The 18,800-nt window shown below is 62.7% G+C and carries 20 protein-coding genes; 8 read left to right on the top strand and 12 right to left on the bottom strand.

The window, feature by feature from the left end; all coding sequences use genetic code 11:
• Positions 1-12: 12 nt before the first annotated feature.
• The 6 genes from NCR93_RS08595 to NCR93_RS08570 all read left to right on the top strand — a co-directional run bounded on the left by NCR93_RS08595 (position 13) and on the right by NCR93_RS08570 (position 5,253).
• Positions 13-1,512, top strand: coding sequence for an NADH-quinone oxidoreductase subunit M (locus NCR93_RS08595; protein WP_008341712.1), 1,500 nt, complete (start codon positions 13-15; stop codon positions 1,510-1,512).
• Positions 1,513-1,537: 25 nt separating this feature from the next.
• Positions 1,538-3,010: an NADH-quinone oxidoreductase subunit NuoN gene (gene nuoN / locus NCR93_RS08590; protein ID WP_175983174.1), complete on the top strand. Its 1,473-nt coding sequence runs from the start codon at positions 1,538-1,540 to the stop codon at positions 3,008-3,010.
• Positions 3,010-3,330, top strand: coding sequence for a DUF2818 family protein (locus tag NCR93_RS08585; protein WP_175983173.1), 321 nt, complete (start codon positions 3,010-3,012; stop codon positions 3,328-3,330). The genes nuoN and NCR93_RS08585 overlap by 1 nt, the downstream gene beginning before the upstream one ends.
• Before the next feature lie 50 nt (positions 3,331-3,380).
• A complete protein-coding gene (locus NCR93_RS08580) occupies positions 3,381-3,980 on the top strand; it encodes an NUDIX domain-containing protein (RefSeq protein ID WP_008341708.1) in 600 nt (199 codons plus the stop codon).
• Positions 3,981-4,178: 198 nt separating this feature from the next.
• A complete protein-coding gene (locus NCR93_RS08575) occupies positions 4,179-4,628 on the top strand; it encodes a DUF1178 family protein (protein WP_175983172.1) in 450 nt (149 codons plus the stop codon).
• A gap of 154 nt (positions 4,629-4,782) precedes the next feature.
• Complete coding sequence (locus tag NCR93_RS08570) at positions 4,783-5,253, top strand: MaoC family dehydratase (protein ID WP_175983171.1); 471 nt, start codon at positions 4,783-4,785, stop codon at positions 5,251-5,253.
• Here NCR93_RS08570 and NCR93_RS08565 read toward each other — a convergent pair.
• From NCR93_RS08565 to NCR93_RS08535, 7 genes are read right to left on the bottom strand one after another with little or no spacing between them, the layout of a single operon-like run.
• The gene (locus NCR93_RS08565) at positions 5,242-6,465 is read right to left on the bottom strand and encodes an acyl-CoA dehydrogenase family protein (RefSeq protein ID WP_175983170.1); all 1,224 of its coding nucleotides are present in this window, start codon (positions 6,463-6,465) and stop codon (positions 5,242-5,244) included. The two genes, NCR93_RS08570 and NCR93_RS08565, sit on opposite strands and share 12 nt — an antisense overlap.
• Positions 6,462-7,565, bottom strand: a complete 1,104-nt coding sequence (locus tag NCR93_RS08560; protein ID WP_175983169.1) for a phosphotransferase — start codon at positions 7,563-7,565, stop codon at positions 6,462-6,464. The genes NCR93_RS08565 and NCR93_RS08560 overlap by 4 nt, the downstream gene beginning before the upstream one ends.
• Positions 7,566-7,587: 22 nt before the next feature.
• Positions 7,588-8,313: a histidine phosphatase family protein gene (locus tag NCR93_RS08555; RefSeq protein ID WP_008341696.1), complete on the bottom strand. Its 726-nt coding sequence runs from the start codon at positions 8,311-8,313 to the stop codon at positions 7,588-7,590.
• Between the two features lie 4 nt (positions 8,314-8,317).
• The gene (locus NCR93_RS08550; protein WP_008341693.1) at positions 8,318-9,106 is read right to left on the bottom strand and encodes an oxepin-CoA hydrolase, alternative type; all 789 of its coding nucleotides are present in this window, start codon (positions 9,104-9,106) and stop codon (positions 8,318-8,320) included.
• The gene (locus NCR93_RS08545) at positions 9,103-10,644 is read right to left on the bottom strand and encodes a 3-hydroxyacyl-CoA dehydrogenase (RefSeq protein ID WP_008341692.1); all 1,542 of its coding nucleotides are present in this window, start codon (positions 10,642-10,644) and stop codon (positions 9,103-9,105) included. Before NCR93_RS08545 ends, NCR93_RS08550 begins: the two co-directional genes overlap by 4 nt.
• Positions 10,645-10,692: 48 nt before the next feature.
• Positions 10,693-11,874: a pyridoxal phosphate-dependent aminotransferase gene (locus NCR93_RS08540; RefSeq protein WP_008341690.1), complete on the bottom strand. Its 1,182-nt coding sequence runs from the start codon at positions 11,872-11,874 to the stop codon at positions 10,693-10,695.
• A 46-nt stretch (positions 11,875-11,920) separates the two neighbouring features.
• Positions 11,921-12,400 (bottom strand): putative toxin-antitoxin system toxin component, PIN family, encoded by a 480-nt coding sequence (locus NCR93_RS08535; protein WP_175983168.1) that lies wholly within the window; start codon positions 12,398-12,400, stop codon positions 11,921-11,923.
• Positions 12,401-12,456: 56 nt separating this feature from the next.
• Here NCR93_RS08535 and yaaA point away from each other — a divergent pair, with 56 nt between their 5' ends.
• Both yaaA and NCR93_RS08525 read left to right on the top strand, forming a co-directional pair.
• Positions 12,457-13,236 carry a peroxide stress protein YaaA gene (gene yaaA / locus NCR93_RS08530; protein ID WP_008341685.1) on the top strand — a complete coding sequence of 260 codons (780 nt, stop codon included), beginning with the start codon at positions 12,457-12,459 and terminating at the stop codon, positions 13,234-13,236.
• A gap of 32 nt (positions 13,237-13,268) precedes the next feature.
• Positions 13,269-14,429, top strand: coding sequence for a M14 family metallopeptidase (locus NCR93_RS08525; protein WP_008341683.1), 1,161 nt, complete (start codon positions 13,269-13,271; stop codon positions 14,427-14,429).
• Between the two features lie 93 nt (positions 14,430-14,522).
• Here the strand turns inward: NCR93_RS08525 and NCR93_RS08520 are convergent, their stop codons facing one another.
• From NCR93_RS08520 to NCR93_RS08500, 5 genes are all read right to left on the bottom strand, one after another.
• Positions 14,523-15,107 carry a BspC domain-containing protein gene (locus NCR93_RS08520; protein WP_175983167.1) on the bottom strand — a complete coding sequence of 195 codons (585 nt, stop codon included), beginning with the start codon at positions 15,105-15,107 and terminating at the stop codon, positions 14,523-14,525.
• Between the two features lie 147 nt (positions 15,108-15,254).
• Complete coding sequence (locus tag NCR93_RS08515; protein ID WP_033535783.1) at positions 15,255-15,929, bottom strand: membrane protein; 675 nt, start codon at positions 15,927-15,929, stop codon at positions 15,255-15,257.
• A 68-nt stretch (positions 15,930-15,997) separates the two neighbouring features.
• Positions 15,998-16,804 carry a helix-turn-helix transcriptional regulator gene (locus NCR93_RS08510; RefSeq protein WP_175983166.1) on the bottom strand — a complete coding sequence of 269 codons (807 nt, stop codon included), beginning with the start codon at positions 16,802-16,804 and terminating at the stop codon, positions 15,998-16,000.
• Between the two features lie 190 nt (positions 16,805-16,994).
• The gene (locus NCR93_RS08505) at positions 16,995-18,209 is read right to left on the bottom strand and encodes a DUF2863 family protein (protein ID WP_175983165.1); all 1,215 of its coding nucleotides are present in this window, start codon (positions 18,207-18,209) and stop codon (positions 16,995-16,997) included.
• Between the two features lie 397 nt (positions 18,210-18,606).
• On the bottom strand, positions 18,607-18,800 hold a 194-nt coding region (locus NCR93_RS08500; RefSeq protein WP_250532200.1), incomplete at its 5' end, for a hypothetical protein.

Below are 18,800 nucleotides of genomic sequence, written 5' to 3'. Positions count from 1 at the left end.
GCGAGGGATCCTATGCACTCTTTTCCGATTCTCAGTGTCGCGATCTGGCTGCCGATCGTTTTCGGCCTGCTCGTGCTCGCAGTTGGTAACGACCGCAACCCGGCGCCCGCGCGCTGGGTCGCGCTGGTCGGCTCGGTGCTCGGGCTGATCGTCACGATTCCGCTCATCACCGGCTTCGATACGTCGACGGCCGCGCTGCAGTTCGTCGAACAGTCGAACTGGATCGAGCGCTTCAACATCACGTATCACCTCGGCGTCGACGGCATCTCGATGTGGTTCGTCGTGCTGACCGCGCTCATCACGGTGATCGTCGTGATCGCCGGCTGGGAAGTGATCACCGAGCGCGTGTCGCAGTACATGGCCGCGTTCCTGATCCTCTCGGGCATCATGATCGGCGTGTTCTCGACGGCGGACGGCCTGCTGTTCTACGTGTTCTTCGAAGCCACGCTCATTCCGATGTACATCATCATCGGCGTGTGGGGCGGCCCCAACCGCGTGTATGCGGCGTTCAAGTTCTTCCTGTACACGCTGGCCGGCTCGCTGCTGATGCTGGTCGCGCTGCTGTACCTCTACACGCAGACGCACACGTTCGATCTGGCGACGTGGCAAGCCGCGAAGCTCGACATGACGCCGCAGGTGCTGCTGTTCATCGCGTTCTTCCTGGCGTTCGCCGTGAAGGTGCCGATGTGGCCGGTGCACACGTGGCTGCCGGACGCGCACGTCGAAGCGCCGACGGGCGGTTCGGTCGTGCTGGCGGCGATCATGCTGAAGCTCGGCGCGTACGGTTTCCTGCGCTTCTCGCTGCCGATCGCGCCGGACGCGAGCCATTTCCTCGCGCCGGTGGTCATCACGCTGTCGCTGATCGCGGTGATCTACATCGGTCTCGTCGCGATGGTGCAGTCCGACATGAAGAAGCTCGTCGCGTATTCGTCGATCGCGCACATGGGCTTCGTCACGCTCGGCTTCTTCATGTTCGGTGCGTCGAGCCAGCTCGCGGTCGAAGGCGCGATCATCCAGATGATCTCGCACGGTTTCGTATCGGGCGCGATGTTCCTTTCGATCGGCGTGCTGTACGACCGCGTGCACTCGCGCCAGATCGCGGATTACGGCGGCGTCGTGAACACGATGCCCAAGTTCGCGGCATTCGTGATGCTCTTCGCGATGGCCAACTGCGGCCTTCCGGGTACCTCGGGTTTCGTCGGCGAATTCATGGTGATTCTGGCAGCGGTGAAGTACAACTTCTGGATCGCTTTCCTCGCGACGTTCACGCTGATCCTCGGCGCGGCCTACACGCTGTGGATGTACAAGCGCGTGTACTTCGGCGCGGTCGCGAACGACCACGTCGCGAAGCTCAAGGACATCAACGGGCGTGAATTCCTGATGCTCGCCATCCTTGCGCTGTTCACGCTGTACATGGGCCTGCATCCGAAGCCCTTTACCGACGTGATGCACGAATCCGTGGCAAACCTGCTCTCCCACGTCGCGCAGTCCAAGCTGCCGCTGGCTCAGTAACGTCGTGCGGAGGAACTAAGAGATCATGCAAAACGCCTCTATGAGTATTCTTTGGCCTGACGCGGTCCTGATGGCGTCGGTCGTTCTGGCCTGGCTCAACGACACGATGTTCGGCCCGAAGAGCCGCGGCACGACGTATCTGATCGCGCTCGTGTCGACGATCGTCTGCGGCGTGTGGTTCGCCGTCACCGCGCTCGACCCGACGCCGCATTTCTTCTTCACGCGCATGTATATCGTCGATCCGTTCGCGAGCGCGATGAAGGCGGTGGTGTGTCTCGGCTACGCGGTGTCGATCATCTACTCGAAGAAGTATCTGGAAGACCGCGACCTGTTCCGCGGCGACTTCTTCCTGCTCGGCCTGTTTTCGCTGCTCGGCCAGTGCGTGATGATTTCGGGCAACAACTTCCTGACGCTGTATCTCGGCCTCGAACTGATGTCGCTGTCGCTGTACGCGGTGATCGCGCTGCGCAAGGACGTGCCGCAGTCGAACGAGTCGGCGATGAAGTACTACGTGCTCGGCGCGCTCGCATCCGGCTTCCTGCTGTACGGCATCTCGATGATCTACGGCGCGACCGGCTCGCTCGATCTGAACGAAGTGCTGAAGACCGTCGCTTCGGGCCGCATCAACGACGCCGTGCTGCTGTTCGGCGCGATCTTCATCGTTGCGGGCGTGGCGTTCAAGATGGGCGCGGTGCCGTTCCACATGTGGGTGCCTGACGTCTACCAGGGCGCGCCGACCGCGATGACGCTGCTCACCGGCGGCGGACCGAAGGTCGCGGCGTTCGCGTGGGGTCTGCGCTTCCTGGTGATGGGCCTCTTGCCGCTCGCGGTGGACTGGCAGGAAATGCTCGTGATCCTCGCGGCGCTGTCGCTGATCGTCGGCAATATCACGGGTATCGTGCAGAAGAACATCAAGCGGATGTTGGCTTACTCGGCCATCTCGAACATGGGCTTCGTGCTGCTGGGGCTGCTCGCCGGCGTGGTCGACGGCAAGCTGACGGGTGCGGCGGGCGCATACAGCTCGGCGATGTTCTACAGCATCATCTATCTCGTCACGACGCTCGGCACCTTCGGCGTGGTCATGCTGCTCGCGCGCCGCGACTTCGAAGCCGAAATGCTCGAAGACTTCAAGGGCCTGAATCAGCGCAGCCCGGTATTCGCGTTCGTCATGATGATCATGATGTTCTCGCTCGCCGGCATCCCGCCGACGGTCGGCTTCTACGCGAAGCTCGCCGTGCTCGAAGCGACGATGAACGCCGGTCTCACATGGCTCGCCGTCCTCGCCGTGATGACCTCGCTCGTGGGCGCGTTCTACTACCTGCGCGTCGTCAAGCTGATGTACTTCGATGCGCCGACGGACGCATCGCCGATCCTCGCCGGCGGCCTGAACCGCTCGCTGCTCGCGTTCAACGGCCTGGCCGTTCTGGTGCTCGGTCTGGTGCCGGGTCCGTTGATGAGCGCGTGCCTCACGGCGATCTCGCATACGCTGCCGCTGTAATGTCGGCGGCAGGCTGGTTCATCGTGCTGTTGGCGCTCGTTCTCGCCAACGTGCCGTTCCTGAATCAGCGCCTCTTCGCCATCGTCCCGTTGCCGCTTCCGGCGTCGACGGGACGCAAGGCGGCGAAGAAGAGCGCGTGGATTCGCATCGGCGAGCTCGTCGTTCTTTACTTTGTGGTCGGTGCGCTCGGCTTCATGCTCGAAGCGCGCGCCGGCAACCGATTCGATCAGGAATGGCAGTTCTATGCCATTACCTTCAGTCTCTTCGTCGTGTTCGCCTTTCCGGGCTTCACGTATCAATATCTCGTCAAGCGCCGCTGACCGCTTCGTGCTGTCAGCGGCTTGTTTGCTTCAACAGCACAGGGCTCAAGATGGCAGATCATTCCTCGATTCCCGGTAACGACGACGGCCTCATCGAAAAGAAGGTCGAAAGCGTCACGCTGCACGAGGGCAAGTTCCTCACGCTGAAACGCGATACCGTTGAATTGCCCGATGGCAAGCACGCGACGCGCGAGTTCGTCGAGCATCCCGGCGCGGTGATGATTCTCCCGGTCTTCGACGACGGACGCGTGCTGCTCGAACGCCAATTTCGTTATCCGGTGGGCCGCGTGCTGCTCGAATTTCCGGCGGGTAAGCTCGATCCGGACGAAGACGAGCTGACGTGCGCGAAACGCGAGTTGCAGGAAGAGACGGGTTACACCGCGCGTGAATGGACGTTCCTCACGCGGATCCATCCGGTGATTTCGTATTCGACCGAGTTCATCGACATCTATCTTGCGCGCGGCCTCGATGCCGGCGATGCGAAACTCGACGAAGGCGAATTCCTCGAGACTTTCGTCGCCGACGAAGCGCAGTTGATGGCCTGGGTGAAGGACGGCAGCATCAGCGACGTGAAGACGATCATCGGCGTGTTCTGGCTGGAGAAGATCCGCTCGGGTGAGTGGAAGCTTGGTGAGTCGATCGAGGATTGAGCGCTCGTCACACGGATGCGTGCAAAAGCGGCCTCGATGGCCGCTTTTGTCGTTTTTGCGTCGTCAAAGGCGCCCTTCGGGCCGAGCGGCTAGAATGAGTAGTTCAGCGTTTGACGGCCACTGCACATTCCTGCAGATTTGCGAACGACCGTTCATAAAGCGCGTTTTTGAGATAAACTTCAACGAAGCCCCATCAGCATGAAGGTCCTCGATTTAAAGTGCTCGCACGATCACCGGTTCGAAGGCTGGTTCGCCTCGACCGAAGAGTTCGAGTCGCAATTGTCGCGCAAGCTGGTTGCTTGTCCGGTTTGCTCGGCGACCGATGTGAGTCGTATGCCGTCCGCGCCACGCTTGAATTTGTCGTCCGCGCGAGGGGAGGCGGCTTCCCAGCCTGCGCAGGCGCAAGCCGCGCCTGAAGCGGCGGCATTGCAGGCGCGCGCGCTGCAATTCATGCGCGAGCTGATCGAGAAGACCGAAAACGTGGGCGACCGGTTTGCCGACGAGGCGCGGCGCATTCATTACAACGAGGCGCCGGCGCGCAACATACGCGGCGTCACGACGCCCGAAGAGACGCACGCGCTGCTCGAAGAAGGGATCGACGTGATGCCGTTGCCTGTTCCGGACGCGCTGAAAGAGCCGCTGCAGTAACGTTCTTGCGCGGTGTATTTTCGGGCTCCGGAAGGGGCCGTGAAGGAGACACTGCGCATGGACCTCAGTTTTTCTCACCGACGCCAGTCCTCCGCGCGTTCTGCGCGACCGTGTTCTCCGTTGTCAGAATTTGCCGCCACGTAAAGGAGAACGCATGACCTACGCTTTTGAGGATTTCGAAATCGGCAGCGCCGTGACGCTGGGCGCGCACACGTTCACGAGAGAGGAGATCGTCGGATTTGCGGAGCGTTACGATCCGCAACCGTTTCATCTCTCGGAGGCGGCGGGCGAGGCGTCGCATTTCGGCGGGCTCGTCGCGAGCGGCTGGAACACCTGTTCCGCGATGATGGGCATCCTCGTGCGCGACATGTTGCGCGGTTCGACCTCGATGGGCTCGCCCGGTCTCGACAACGTCCGCTGGATCAAGCCGGTGCGCGTCGGCGATAGCGTGCGCCTCACCGTGCGCGTGCTCGACAAGCGCGTGTCGAAGAGCAAGCCGGATCGCGGCATCGTGCAGACGCGCTGGGAAGCGCACAACCAGAACGGCGAGCTCGTGCTGACCGTCGATTCCGCCGCGCTTTTCGGCCTGCGCAATCCTGTCGATTCAGGCGCTTCAGCCGCCTGACGCGTATTTCCCGAGTTCGAGCTTCGCGATCGCATTTCGATGCACTTCGTCGGGGCCGTCGGCTAAACGCAGCGTGCGCGCCGATGCATATGCATAAGCAAGCGGAAAGTCGTCGCAGACGCCTCCCGCGCCGTGTGCCTGGATCGCCCAGTCGATGACCTGGCACGCGACGTTCGGCGCGACGACCTTGATCATCGCGATTTCGCCGCGCGCGCCCTTGTTGCCGACGGTGTCCATCATGTACGCGGCCTTGAGCGTCAGAAGCCGCGCCTGCTCGATCATGATGCGCGCCTCGGCGATACGCTCCTGCGTCACGCCATGCTGCGCGATCGGCTTGCCGAACGCGACACGCGCGAGTGTGCGTCTCGTCATCAACTCGAGCGCGCGTTCGGCGAGTCCGATCAGACGCATGCAATGATGGATGCGCCCGGGCCCGAGCCGTCCCTGCGCGATTTCGAAGCCGCGTCCTTCGCCTAACAGCATGTTCGTCGCGGGCACGCGCACGTTGTCGAGCGTGATGTCCATATGGCCGTGCGGCGCGTCGTCGTAGCCGAAGACGTTCAACGGCCGATGCACCGTGATGCCGCTCGCATCGGCGGGCACGAGAATCATCGATTGCTGCGCGTGTTTCGGCGCGTCGGCGTCGGTCTTGCCCATCACGATATACACCTTGCAGCGCGGATCGCCCGCGCCCGACGACCACCATTTGTGGCCGTCGATCACGTAGCTGTCGCCGTCGCGCGCGATGCTGCAGCGGATGTTCGTCGCATCCGATGACGCAACTTCCGGCTCCGTCATCAAAAACGCCGAGCGGACTTCGCCGCGCAACAGCGGCTCGAGCCATTGGGCTTTTTGCGCATCGGTGCCGTAGCGTTCGATGGTTTCCATGTTGCCCGTATCGGGCGCGCTGCAATTGAAGACTTCGGGCGCCCACGGCACGCGGCCCATGATTTCGCACAAGGGCGCGTATTCGAGATTCGTCAGCCCCGCGCCGCGCGCCGATGCGGGCAGGAAGAGATTCCACAGTCCCTCGGCGCGCGCTTGCTCCTTCAAGCCTTCGATGAGGCGCGTCGGAATCCACGCGTTGCCAGCCGCGCGATTCGCCGCGATTTCATCGGCGTAAGCGCCTTCGTTGGGATAGATGTGCGCGTCGAAGAAAGCGAGCAGCTTCTCGCGCAACGCGTGCACCTTGGGCGTGTAGTCGAAGTTCATGCGCTTGTCCCCACTTTTTGTGCGTATGTCCACGCGAGTTCGGCCATCGGCCGCGCGCGCTTGCCCGCATCGACGGCTTGCGCGCTTGCGGCGGTGCCATCGACGACGCGCTTCATGATGCCCTGCAGGATCGCGGCGATGCGGAACATGTTGTAGGCGAGATAGAAGTTCCAGTCGCCTTCGATTGCGAAGCCGGTGCGCTCGCAATAGCGCTTCACGTACGCGGCTTCGCCGGGAATGCCGAGCGCCGCCCAGTCGAGTCCGGCGATGCCGCGAAACTGCGATGGGTCGACATGCCACGCCATGCAGTGATACGCGAAGTCGGCGAGCGGATCGCCGAGCGTCGACAGTTCCCAGTCGAGCACGGCGAGCACGCGCGGCTCGGCCGGATGAAAGATGAGATTGTCGAGCCGGAAGTCGCCGTGCACGACGCTGACTTTCGGTTCGCGGGACGCGGGAATATGCCGCGGCAACCAGTCGATCAGGCGATTCATCGCGTCGATCTTCTCGGTTTCGGACGCGACGTATTGCTTGCTCCAGCGTCCGATCTGCCGCTCGAAATAATTGCCCGGCTTGCCGTAGCCCGATAACCCGGCGGCCTCGACATCGACGGTATGGAGCGCTGCGATCACGCGATTCGTTTCCTCATAGATCGCGGCGCGCTCGACGGGCGTCATGCCGGGCAACGACTGATCCCACAGCACGCGGCCCTGGACGAACTCCATCACATAGAACGCGCGGCCGATCACGCTTTCGTCCTCGCATAACGCGAGCATGCGCGCGACGGGAACGTCGGTGGCGGCGAGCGCGTGCATCACGCGATACTCGCGCTCGATCGCATGCGCAGACGGCAAGAGTTTCGCCGCGGGTCCGGGCTTCGCGCGCATCACGTAACTGCGCGCGGGCGTGACGAGCTTGAATGTCGGATTCGACTGGCCGCCGGCAAATTGTTCGATGGTCAACGGGCCGTCGAAGCCATCGACGTTCGCCGCGAGCCACGCTACGAGCGCATCGGTATCGAAACGCTGTTTGTCCTGCACGGGCCGCGTTCCTTCGAACGCGGAGAAATCGGACTGCTTTTGCGTCTCGTTGTTCTGCATCGTCTCCTCCGGACTGCGGTTTTCAGTTCATGTCGCCGGCCTTGTAGCGAACGAATTGGGCGTAGAGCAGTTCCATCGTCGTATTGCGCACGTCGGCGTGCAGCGGCGAGGGCGGCGAATGATTGATCGCGTGCACGACCCAGTCGGCCGGCTTGTCGCCGACATCGAGCGCGTTGATGCAGCCCGTCGCCTGCGACAGATGCCCGAAGAACGCGCGCCCGCCCGCGGTGATCGCGTGCGAGAGCAGCGCGCGATTGACGCCACCGTGCAGCACGAGCAGCGCCGTGTCCCACGATCGATCTTCACGCAGACGCGCGACCGCAGGCAGCACGCGGTCGAGCAATTCGCCGATGGTTTCGCCGCCGAGGAATTGCGTCTCTTCCGGCACGACGCCATCGAACACCGAGAGAAACGCGCGCTCGATGTCCGACACCGTCAGATCCTTCAGCTTGCCGCCGCGAATTTCCTGCCACTCGGGCCACACTTCGATGTCGATGCTTTGCCCCGTCGCGTCGAGCACGCGTTGCGCGGTTTCGATCGTGCGCGGCAATCCGCTCGCGATCACGCGATCGAAGCGCACGTTCTGCGCGGCGAACTCGCGGCCCGCGGCGCTGGCTTCCTCGCGTCCGCGCTCGTTGAGCGGCACGCTTTCGGGATCGATCGCGCGGCCGCTGTCGTCGAAATAGGTGACGTCTCCATGACGCATCAGAAAGATGCGCCGGCGCTTCGGCAATTCGTAGTGAGCCATGAGCTTAGCGATAGTTCGGCTGGCGCTTTTCGAGGAACGCGGTGATGCCTTCGAGCGCGTCGCCGTGATGCAGCGCATCGACGAAACTGTCGCGCTCCATGTCGAGATGCGCGGCGAGCGGCTGCAGTTCGGCGGCGTTGATGAGCGACTTGATGCGCGCCATCGCTTTCGGCGACACGCTGCCGAGATCGTCGGCCCACGCGATAGCCGCATCGAGCGCGATGCCTTTCTTCGTCAGCCGGTTCACGACGCCGACTTCATGCAGCCGCGCCGCGCCGATCGGCTTCGCTTCGAGCAGCACTTCGCTCGCGAGCGTGCGCGGCAGCGTGCGTGACAGAAACCACGATGCGCCGCCATCGGGCGTCAGGCCGACGCGTGCATACGACATGACGAATCGGGCGTCATCGGCGGCGACGATCAGATCGCACGCGAGCGCGAGCGAGAAACCCGCGCCGGCCGCCGCGCCTTCGACGGCGGCAATGACCGGTTTCGTCGATGAGCGCAACGCGCTGATCCATTCCGCCAGCAGATCGATGCTTTCGCCTTGCACCGACGGATCCTTCGCGCGGTTTTCCAGCAGGCGATTCAGATTGCCGCCCGCGCAGAAGAAGTTGTCCGCGCCGGTCAGCACGATCGCGCGCACGCTGTTGTCGCGCTCCGCCGTGTTCAACGCCTCGATGCCGGCCGCGTACATGTCCGGATGCAGCGCGTTGCGCGCGCCGGGATTGGACAACTTGAGCACGAGCGTGGTGTCGCTGCCCGCGGGACGGTCTGTCAGAAGTTCGGCGCTCATCTGAGCTCCTCGGTATGGGTAAGCGAAAGTCCGAGCTGCGCGCGCCGCGTGAGCCACGGCGAGGGCCGGTAGCGCGGATCGCCGAGCGCGGTGCAAATGTTACGCAGGATCGTGAGGATCGTCGTCGCGCCGAGCGTATCGCCGAGCGCGAGCGGACCTTGCGGATAGCCCAGGCCGAGCATCACGGCGAGATCGATGTCCTCGGGCGTCGCGATGCCTTGCTGCGCGATATCGCAGCCGATATTGACGATCGTCGCGACGACGCGTTGCGCGACGAAGCCGGTCGAATCGCGGATCACGGAGACCGGCACGCCGTCGAAAGCGAGGAGGGCGTGCGCGGCGTCGCGCATCTCGGGCGAGGTCGCGGGCGTCGTCATGATCGTGCGGCGCGCGACCGTATCGAGCGGGAAGAGCGTATCGACGGCGACGACGCGCGTCGCATCGAGATGCTCGTTGACCGCGGCGGTGGTCGCATCGAAACCGAGCGGCGTCACGATGATGAGCGAATCCGGCTCCGGCGTGTGGCCCGCGTCGATGTGCACCGAGCAATCGCATTTGGCGATCAGCTTCAGCACTTGCTCGCGTCCTTCGTGCGATGCGCGGCTGATCCACACGCGCGTCGGCAGTTCGGTCGGCGCGGCGGGTTCGGGCGGCACGTCCTGCTTGCCATCGACATAGCGATAAAAACCTTCGCCTGCCTTGCGCCCGATGAGCCCGCCCGCGAGCCGCGTGCCCGTGATCGGCGACGGCTTGAAGCGCGGCTCCTCATAGAACTGGTGATAGATCGACTCCATCACCGGATGCGATACATCGAGCGCGGTGAGATCGAGCAGCTCGAACGGTCCGAGCCGAAAGCCTGCCTGCTCGCGCATGATGCGGTCGATTTCCGCGAAGCTCGCGACGCCTTCGCTCGCCACGCGCAGGCCTTCGGTGTTCATGCCGCGCCCGGCGTGATTGACGATGAAGCCCGGCATGTCCTTCGCGCGCACGGGCGTATGACCCATGCGGCGCGCGAGGTCCATCAATGCGTCGCCTGCGCGCGGGTCGCCGCGCAGTCCGTCGATGACTTCGACGACGCGCATCAACGGCACCGGGTTGAAGAAGTGAAAGCCCGCGACGCGCTCGGGATGCGCGCATCCGGCGGCGATCGCGGTGATCGAAAGCGACGACGTGTTCGACGCCAGAATGCAGCGCTCGCCGACCACGGCTTCGAGCTCGCGAAACAGTTCGCGCTTGAGGTCGAGGTTCTCGACGATCGCCTCGACGATGGCGTCGCAATCGGAGAGCTCGCCCGTGTCGCCCGCATCGCGGATGCGCGCGAGCGCCGCGTGCGCGTCGGCTTCCTTGAGCTTGCCTTTTGCGATGAGCTTCGCGAACGTGTCCGACAGATACTCGCGCGCCGCAGCGAGCGCTTTCGGATTCGTATCGTAGATGCGCACGCTGAGCCCGCCGAGCGCCGCGATCTGCGCGATGCCGCGCCCCATCGCGCCGCTGCCGACGATGCCGAGCGTTTCGATCTTGAAGTCTTGCGTACTCATGTTCCGTTCGACTCCTCGTTGTGGCGGTTATGGCGCGTGCGCCGCGGTTCAAAGCTTCGCGAGACGTTCCAGCGCGAGTGCGAGCGTTTCTTCCTTCTTCGCGAAGCAGAAGCGCACGACGCCCGATTCATGGCTCTCGTGATAGAACGCCGAAACGGGAATCGCCGCGACGCCGATCTCGCTCGTGAGCCATTGCGAGAACTCGGCTTCGGGCATGTCGCTGATCTTCGAATAATCGACGCACTGGAAGTAAGTGCCTTCGGACGGCAACAGCGAGAAGCGCGTCTTCGCGAGACCTTCGCGGAAGAAATCGCGCTTCTTCTGATAGAACGCGGGCAGTTCGAGATACGGCTTCGGGTCTTCGAGATAATGCGCGAGACCGATCTGCATCGGCGTGTTCACGGTGAACACGTTGAACTGATGCACCTTGCGGAATTCGGCCGTCAACGCGGCGGGCGCGGCCACATAGCCGACTTTCCAGCCGGTCACATGAAACGTCTTGCCGAAGCTCGACACGACGAAGCTGCGTTTCGCCAGCTCCGGATAGCGCGACACGCTTTCGTGCGGCGCGCCGTCGTAGACCATGTGCTCGTAGACTTCGTCGGAGACGATCAGCACATTGGTGTCGCGCACGATCTCTTCGAGCTTCTTCATGTCCTCCGCGCGCCACACGCGGCCGGTCGGATTGTGCGGCGTGTTGATCATGATGAGGCGCGTCCTCGGCGTGATCGCGGCGGCGATCTTGTCGAAGGGCAGCGCGTAGTCGGGCGCTTCGAGCGACACGAACACCGGCTTGCCACCCGCGAGTTCGATCGACGGCACATAGCTGTCGTACATCGGCTCGATGACGATGACTTCATCGCCCGGATGCACGCAGCACAGGATCGCCGTGAGCAGCGCCTGCGTCGCGCCGGCGGTCACGGTGATGTCGGTGTCGGGGTTATACGCGCGGCCGTAGAGCGCGTCGATCTTGCGCGCGATCGCCTGGCGCAACGGCGCGGCGCCCGCCATCGGCGGATATTGATTGTGGCCGTCGCGCATGGCGGCCGCGACGGCATCGACGATGCGGGCGTCGCAATCGAAATCGGGGAAGCCCTGGCCGAGATTCACCGCGCCTTTTTGCGTGGCGAGCGCGCTCATCACGGTGAAGATGGTCGTGCCCACGTTGGGCAGACGCGACGGGAAGTAAAGTTCGGGCGGTGTCGGCGGCAATTCGTGCGTCGTGTTCATGGTCGGATGGGCGTTGAATTTGGCTCGCGACTATTTTAAGACACCGTCAGCCGATGGCCGCCTGTGCCTCGAATTCGATGACGAACGGCTTCGGCTCGGCGATGCGAAACGCGAAATCGCGCGCGACGCGCCGCGCGAGCTTCAGCACCGCGCGGTCTTTCGATACGAGCCACTGTGCGCCCGATGCGTGCGCGAGTTCGAGAAACTTCTGGTCGTCGCGGTCCTTGCATTGGGGCAGCGGACGCTCGTTTTCGTCGATGGTCGCGGCCACGAGCGTCGAGAGGCGCGCGACGCTCGCGAGCGCGGCGGTCTTGTCGACGTCCATTCGCACGAATTGCGGATAGTCGAGCACGCGCGTGAGTTCCCTGAGACAGCGCTCGTCGATGAGCGCTTCGAGCGTGCGGGCAACGAGTGCGGCGTGAATCGGACGCGTGGCGGGGTCGTCGAATACGAGGATGTCGATCCACACATTCGAATCGAGCACCACGCGCGGGGAGCCAGGCTGCGGCGCGGCGGAATTGTCCATTCGATACAATCAGGGGTTTATGCCAATGATCGCCGGCGGCGTGCCGGCGAGCCTCCATGATAATCGTTCTCTCGCCCGCCAAATCGCTCGACTACGAGACGCCTGCCCATATCAAGAAGCACACGCTGCCGCAATTCGTCGATGACGCCGCGGAACTGATCGACGGACTGCGCGAACTTTCGCCGCAGCAGATCGGCGGCATGATGAGCATTTCGGACCCGCTCGCGGCGCTGAACTTCCAGCGTTACGCGGACTGGTCGAAGACCTTCGACACGAACAATTCCAAGCAGGCGGTGCTCGCGTTCAACGGCGACGTGTACGAAGGCTTTGCCGCGAAGTCGCTGTCTGCCGGCGATCTCGATTTCGCGCAAAATCATGTGCGCGTGCTGTCGGGGCTGTATGGTTTGTTGCGGCCGCTCGATTTGCTGCAGCCGTATCGGCTCGAAATGGGCACGAAGTTTCCGAATGCGCGCGGCAAAGACCTCTACGCTTTCTGGGGCGAGCGCATTACGGCGGCGCTCAACGAGCAGTTGCAGAGGCAGCGCGGCGCGCGGGTGCTCGTGAATTGCGCGTCGGAGGAATATTTCAAGTCGGTCAAGCCGAAGCTGCTGGCGGCTCCGGTCATCTCGCCCGTGTTCGAGGACTGGAAGGGCGGGCGCTACAAGATCATCAGCTTTCATGCGAAGCGCGCGCGCGGGATGATGGCGCGTTATGCGGTCGAGAACCGCATCGACGAACCGGAAGCGCTCAAGGGCTTCGACAGCGAAGGCTACAAATTCGATGCAAAAGCATCGAACGACACGACCTATGTATTTCGTCGCCGCGTCGCGGACTGAGATCCACGCGGCAAGCACGCAAGGAAACGCAGATGACTCTCTCTATCTCAAGCAACTTCGACGCGGGCGCGATCGAAGTCCTCAACGCCGACGATCCCGCCGACATTCGCCTGCGCATTCGTCCCGATTCGCACGCGGATTTCGCGCAATGGTTCTATTTCCGCGTGTCGGGCGCGCGCGGCGAGCGTCTCGTGATGACCTTCGAGAACGCGGCGCAGTGCGCGTTTCCCGAGGGCTGGCGCGACTATGAAGCGGTCGCCAGCTACGACCGCGTGAACTGGTTCCGCGTGTCGACGGAGTACGACGGGCAGGTGATGAAGATCGATCACACGCCTGACTTCGATCGCATCTATTACGCGTACTTCGAGCCGTACAGCGAAGAGCGCCACTCGGAGTTTCTCGGCGCGGTCCAGCAGATGCCGCTCGCGACGCTGACCGAGCTCGGCAGCACGGTTCAGGGCCGCCCGATATCGGTGCTGTCGCTCGGCATCCCGGATTTCGGCGACGCCGAGCCGAAGAAGAAAGTCTGGATCATCGCGCGTCAGCATCCGGGCGAGACGATGGCGGAATGGTTCGTCGAAGGACTCGTGAAGCGTCTCGCCGGTTTCGGCGACTGGGCGGGCGATCCGGTGGCGCGCGCGCTCTTCGAGCGGGCCATTTTCCATATCGTGCCGAACATGAATCCGGACGGCAGCGTGCTCGGCAACCTGCGCACCAACGCGGCGGGCGCGAACCTCAACCGCGAATGGATGGAGCCGAGCGCGCAACGCAGTCCGGAAGTGCTGGTCGTGCGCGAGGCGATCGAGGAGACGGGCTGCGACCTGTTCTTCGATATCCACGGCGACGAAGCCATTCCGTACGTGTTCGTCGCGGGCTCGGAGATGCTGCCGGGCTTCACCGAGCAGCAGGCGAAGGAGCAGAAGGCGTTCGTCGATTTCTTCAAGCAGGCGAGCCCGGATTTCCAGGACGTCCACGGCTACGAGTCGAGCAAGTATCAGACAGATGCGCTCAAGCTCGCGTCGAAGTACATCGGCAACGAGTATAAATGCCTGTCGCTTACGCTCGAGATGCCGTTCAAGGACAACGCGAATCTGCCCGACGAGAGCGTCGGCTGGAACGGCGCGCGCAGCGCGGCGCTCGGCGCATCGATGCTGCAAGCCATTCTGTGGCATCTGCAGGCGTTCGGCGCCTGAGCGCCGCCGACTTGCCGCCGATGTGAAAAGGGCGTGGCCGCTTCATGCAGCCACGCCCTTTTTTGTCGTGTCTTCGTCGCAGGACGAAGGGAGCTAGTGCTTCTTGGTGCTCTTTTTTGTCGACTTGGTCGAGGACTTCGACGTGCTCTTCGACTTACCCGACGACGCCTTCGTCTTCGCGCCGTGCTTGCCCTTCGTGGCGTGCGTCGAGCGAGGTTCAGAGCGCGCGCGCAATGGCGGGACCGGATCGTTCCAGCCGAAAGCGAGCATCTGACTGCCGACATAACCGCAGCGGAACTTGAGCGGAGTGGGATCGTTCCCGCCGTCCTTCGGCATGCCTTGACCTTCGACGGTCACGACATTGTCCACTTTGATTCGCTGCTTCTTCTCGTCGAACGAATCGTTCCACGGCTCGATCGCGGAATGCGAGGCATCGAACGAGGCAGGCGGAAATTCGACGTGATCGAACGCCGACGACGTGCTGGCGATGAAGTTGCCATGTGCAGCGCAATCCGCGACGAGCGGGTTGGCTTTGAAATCGGTGACGAAGTGGTGAATCAGTTCGTTGCGCTCGTCGAGCGAATCGGCAAAAGCGGACACGGCGCATGCCAACGATGCACATACCGCCAACCGGCCGACGAGCCGCAGGAGCCGGCGCGGTGCGAAGTTACTTTCCATCAAGTCTGGCGCTAAGAAGACACGGGCAAGTAAGATGCGCCGTGTGGGGAGGGAGTTCAATCTTATCGTACTTTGTGCGCGTACCCATCGCCCGGAGTCCGATATCCGACTCCGCCAGTAGCAGTGAATTGATACGTTTCGCGCAACCTAGACGCGCGGGCCGCGGTCCAGGCGATAGCGGCGCACGTCATAGGTGGTGATCCAGGCGGGCTTGTACACCGTGATCAATATGGTGAGCAGGCCCGTGAAGAGCGCCTCGCCGGCGCCCAGCAGCAGCGAGCCGCGCGTGAATGCCGGAGGCACGATGACCGGGCCGCCGGCAAGCGCCATCTCGAGCCCGACGGTCGCGCCACAAGCGGCGGCCACCGCAACCGCCGACGTGATGAACCCGTGTCCGGCGATGAAGGTAAAGAGATTGCGCGGCAAGCATAGGTTGCTCAAGCGCTGCAGCAATGTCGACACAGCGACGGGCACTGCGCCGAAGAGAAGATAGGTGGTCGCGACCGACAGCCACGATGCATCGAGCACGACGGCCGCGAGACCCGTGGTCGCGGCCGTGCCGATGAGCGCGAGCCGCCAGTCGAACAGCGTGACCATCAACGTTGCGCCCAATAGATGGATGACGGGTCCGTCATCGAACCATGCGTTGCATGCCCATAGCACCGAGATCGCGACGATGACGCCAAGCCACACGTTTTGCAGCGTGGCGTCCTGCAGGCGAGCGAACGGACGCTGCAGCATTGCGAGCGCGAGCAGCCCCGCGGCGGCGATCCAGCTGCCGACGGTTAGCCAAAGCGGTAGCGGTGTGTAGAAGAACCCCATGCCTTGCATATTACTCGTTGCGCGTAAAACGTGTGCGCAAAGGACGGACCCGTTTGCCTCGTTTGTTGCTAGAACGTTGATTCAGGCTCGGCGGCCATCGGCAGCGCGGCCGCATCGTTGTCGAGAAGCGACGGATAGCGCGTCCGCGGCCGGCGCAGCGGAATCACGCCTGGCTGGCCCGATACGACGCGCACCGGTTTCTCGCCTCCGCTGCGCAGAATCTCGAGATGCGAATTCTGCACGCCGTTGTAGATCGCGACCGCGGCCGCGCGATTTGTCGCGCCCAGCTGCTGGAAGATACTTGCAAGGTGGATTTTCACCGTGCCTTCGCTGATACCGAGCGTCTTCGCGATCATCTTGTTCGTGCTGCCCATGTGCACGCAGCGCATGATCTGCTGTTGTCGCGGTGACAGCGTCGGATGATGGCGAATCTTCGGCAGCTTGGCACTGTTTCGAATGCGGCGGGTGGTGAGCTCAAGCGTCAGTTCCGGGTCGACCACGTCGGGCGGAATGTAATGTCCACCGACGAGGACCATCTCCAGCGCGCGGAGTATCAGGATGGGATCGAGGGTGCGCGGGATCACGCCCATTGCGCCGACGCTCATCAGCGCGTAGACCAGCGCGGCGCCGCAACGGTCGACCATGATGGCCGCTGGCACATCTGGGGCGTCGTCGAGCAGGATCTGCAGGTCGCCGGTGCGCAGTTCGGGCGCCCAGTCGATCACGATCATGTCAGGGGAGGAGCGCTTCAAGGCGGAACGGGCTTGTCTCCAATCCTTCGCCTCGATGAATTGCGCTTGGCGCGCAACGCGGCGCAGCAATGTTTTAAGGCCCGCCCGGCGTTCTGCGTCGGAACCAATGATGTTGATTATCATGCTTCACCTCTTGTCAATACACCGTCGCCTACCGGCTTCGGAACTCGGCGCCGGTTTGCATCGGCGCCAGTCGGTATGTTGACAAATTTAAGGTGATTTGGCCCCCTATCCGAATGGCATAGGCATAAATACACAAAACCCCGCACGCGGCGGGGTTCTTTTTGGCGTAAATAGCTGCTATCGAGCATCGTTAATGGAAATGTGGCTGCGCAGGATCAGCGTCTTCCGGCATTTCAGCGTGGACGATCTCGCCGAGCGGATCGGCATAGAGCGGCACGCCGCAGTCGTCGCAGAACTCCGGTTCGAAGCGTCCCGCATGGCGGCGTACGTCAGAGACACCTGTCTTCTTCAGCAACTCGACGATTTCTTCCACCGGTCCATTGGCGCCCTCGAGATCGACCGGATCCTCGTCCATTCCGAGTTCCCCGTTCTCGCGGCCGTAGAGCGGCCACACGACGCCGTAGATCACATCGTTGCTGCCGCGACGTGTAAAGCCGATGCGGTATTCGTCGATGCGCCGCTCGCCGAAGCCCGCGATGACCGCGCGCAAGTCCTGGGGCGCGGTGCCGAGCGTATCGAACAGATATCGGACGGCGGTACGTACGGTGTGCGGACGCACCTGCTCGTCGGCGTCGCGGCAGGCGGAGTAGTAGGCGTCAGGAAGCAAGCACTCGAACTCGCAACCCGGCAGAATTGCCGCGAAGCTCGGTCCGCCTTGCGCGGCCCACTGTTCGAGGCATTGACCGCGCTCCACGCGGCTGCCGTTTTCGTCTTCCTGCCAGCGAAAGAACGCCGCACCGGCCGGTACGACGACCAGCGCCAATAGAAATCGCGGGTCCGCGAGAATCGGCGAGGTTTCCGGGAGGTCCGACAGATTCAGACGTGCGACGCTGCCGCTCGTCACCGTCTGCAGCAACTGTTGCGCGAGGCGCGACGTATCCACATGGTGGCGTGGCAACTGATCGATGCTGTACAGATAGGGCGCGACGGCTACCCGGGCATCGGCTGCGAGCACATGAGCCTGCATCTGCGTGCGCAGTGCGTCGACGGCATCGCCCTTGAGCGAGCCCGATGGAATCGCGTAGCGCGTCCACGCGAGCACCGGCGCGGCAATGAGCAAGGCTTCATGCGGTGCGCCTTCGATGTCGAATCTGAACGACTCGCTGTGCGTCTCGGCCATATCGGCGAGCGCGCCGTAGGCGTCCGGATGATTCTGCTGCAGATGGTCGAGCGCGGCGTCGAGCGTCGTCTGATTGCCGTTGCGCACGAGTTTGGCGATGAGCGTGTCGAGGCGAGCTTCCCAGAAGCGGTCCTCGACACGGCTGCCGGACGCGAAAAGCGCGAGGGAGAGGCTGACGAGCTTGTCTGCATCTGGGGGAATACGTTTTGCGATTCGCGAGCGCATATAGATACTAGAGTGAATTAGTGCGGTGAACCTTTGATTGTAGTCGCTCGGGCGATGCTTTTATCGTGCGGCGTTGCAACACGTCGATCGGAGGAGAGTGCAGCGTGACTTGGAGCGCCACGATAATTTCTTTGCATCCCCCTTGCGGAGTCGGGATTCGCTCACTAGAATTTCGTTCCTTCGCGATTCGATGAACGCGAAGGAAGCGGGAGAGGGCGGTATCGGCGGTGTGCTCGGGGGTAGGTTGTAGAAGGCTCCGGGCGCGGATCGGCAAGAAAAAGAAACTTCGAATTCTTGTTGACACAAACCCAAACGTTCTTCATAATCTCGTTTCTCTGCTGCTGATGCAGCGACGCAAGATGGAAGTTGAAGTAAGGCTTGTCTTGCGATGTGCTCTTTAAAAACTAACAGCCGATAAGTGTGGGCGCTTGATGGCGAGTGCGGCTGGTTCTTCGGAATCGGCAATAGCAAAGGTATCAAGAGTCTCACACGAAGTATCAGAGGAAGGTTTGTTCATCTTTGGATGGAATAAATCATCGTCAGTACGTTGAGTGAGCGACCTATTCGGAAGAATAGAAAACAGTAACAGGT

Source organism: Caballeronia sp. ATUFL_F1_KS39, from assembly GCF_023630985.1.
GTDB lineage: Bacteria > Pseudomonadota > Gammaproteobacteria > Burkholderiales > Burkholderiaceae > Caballeronia > Caballeronia zhejiangensis.
Note: the sequence above shows the minus strand (reverse complement) of the source record. Positions and strands in the feature narration are given on the sequence as shown.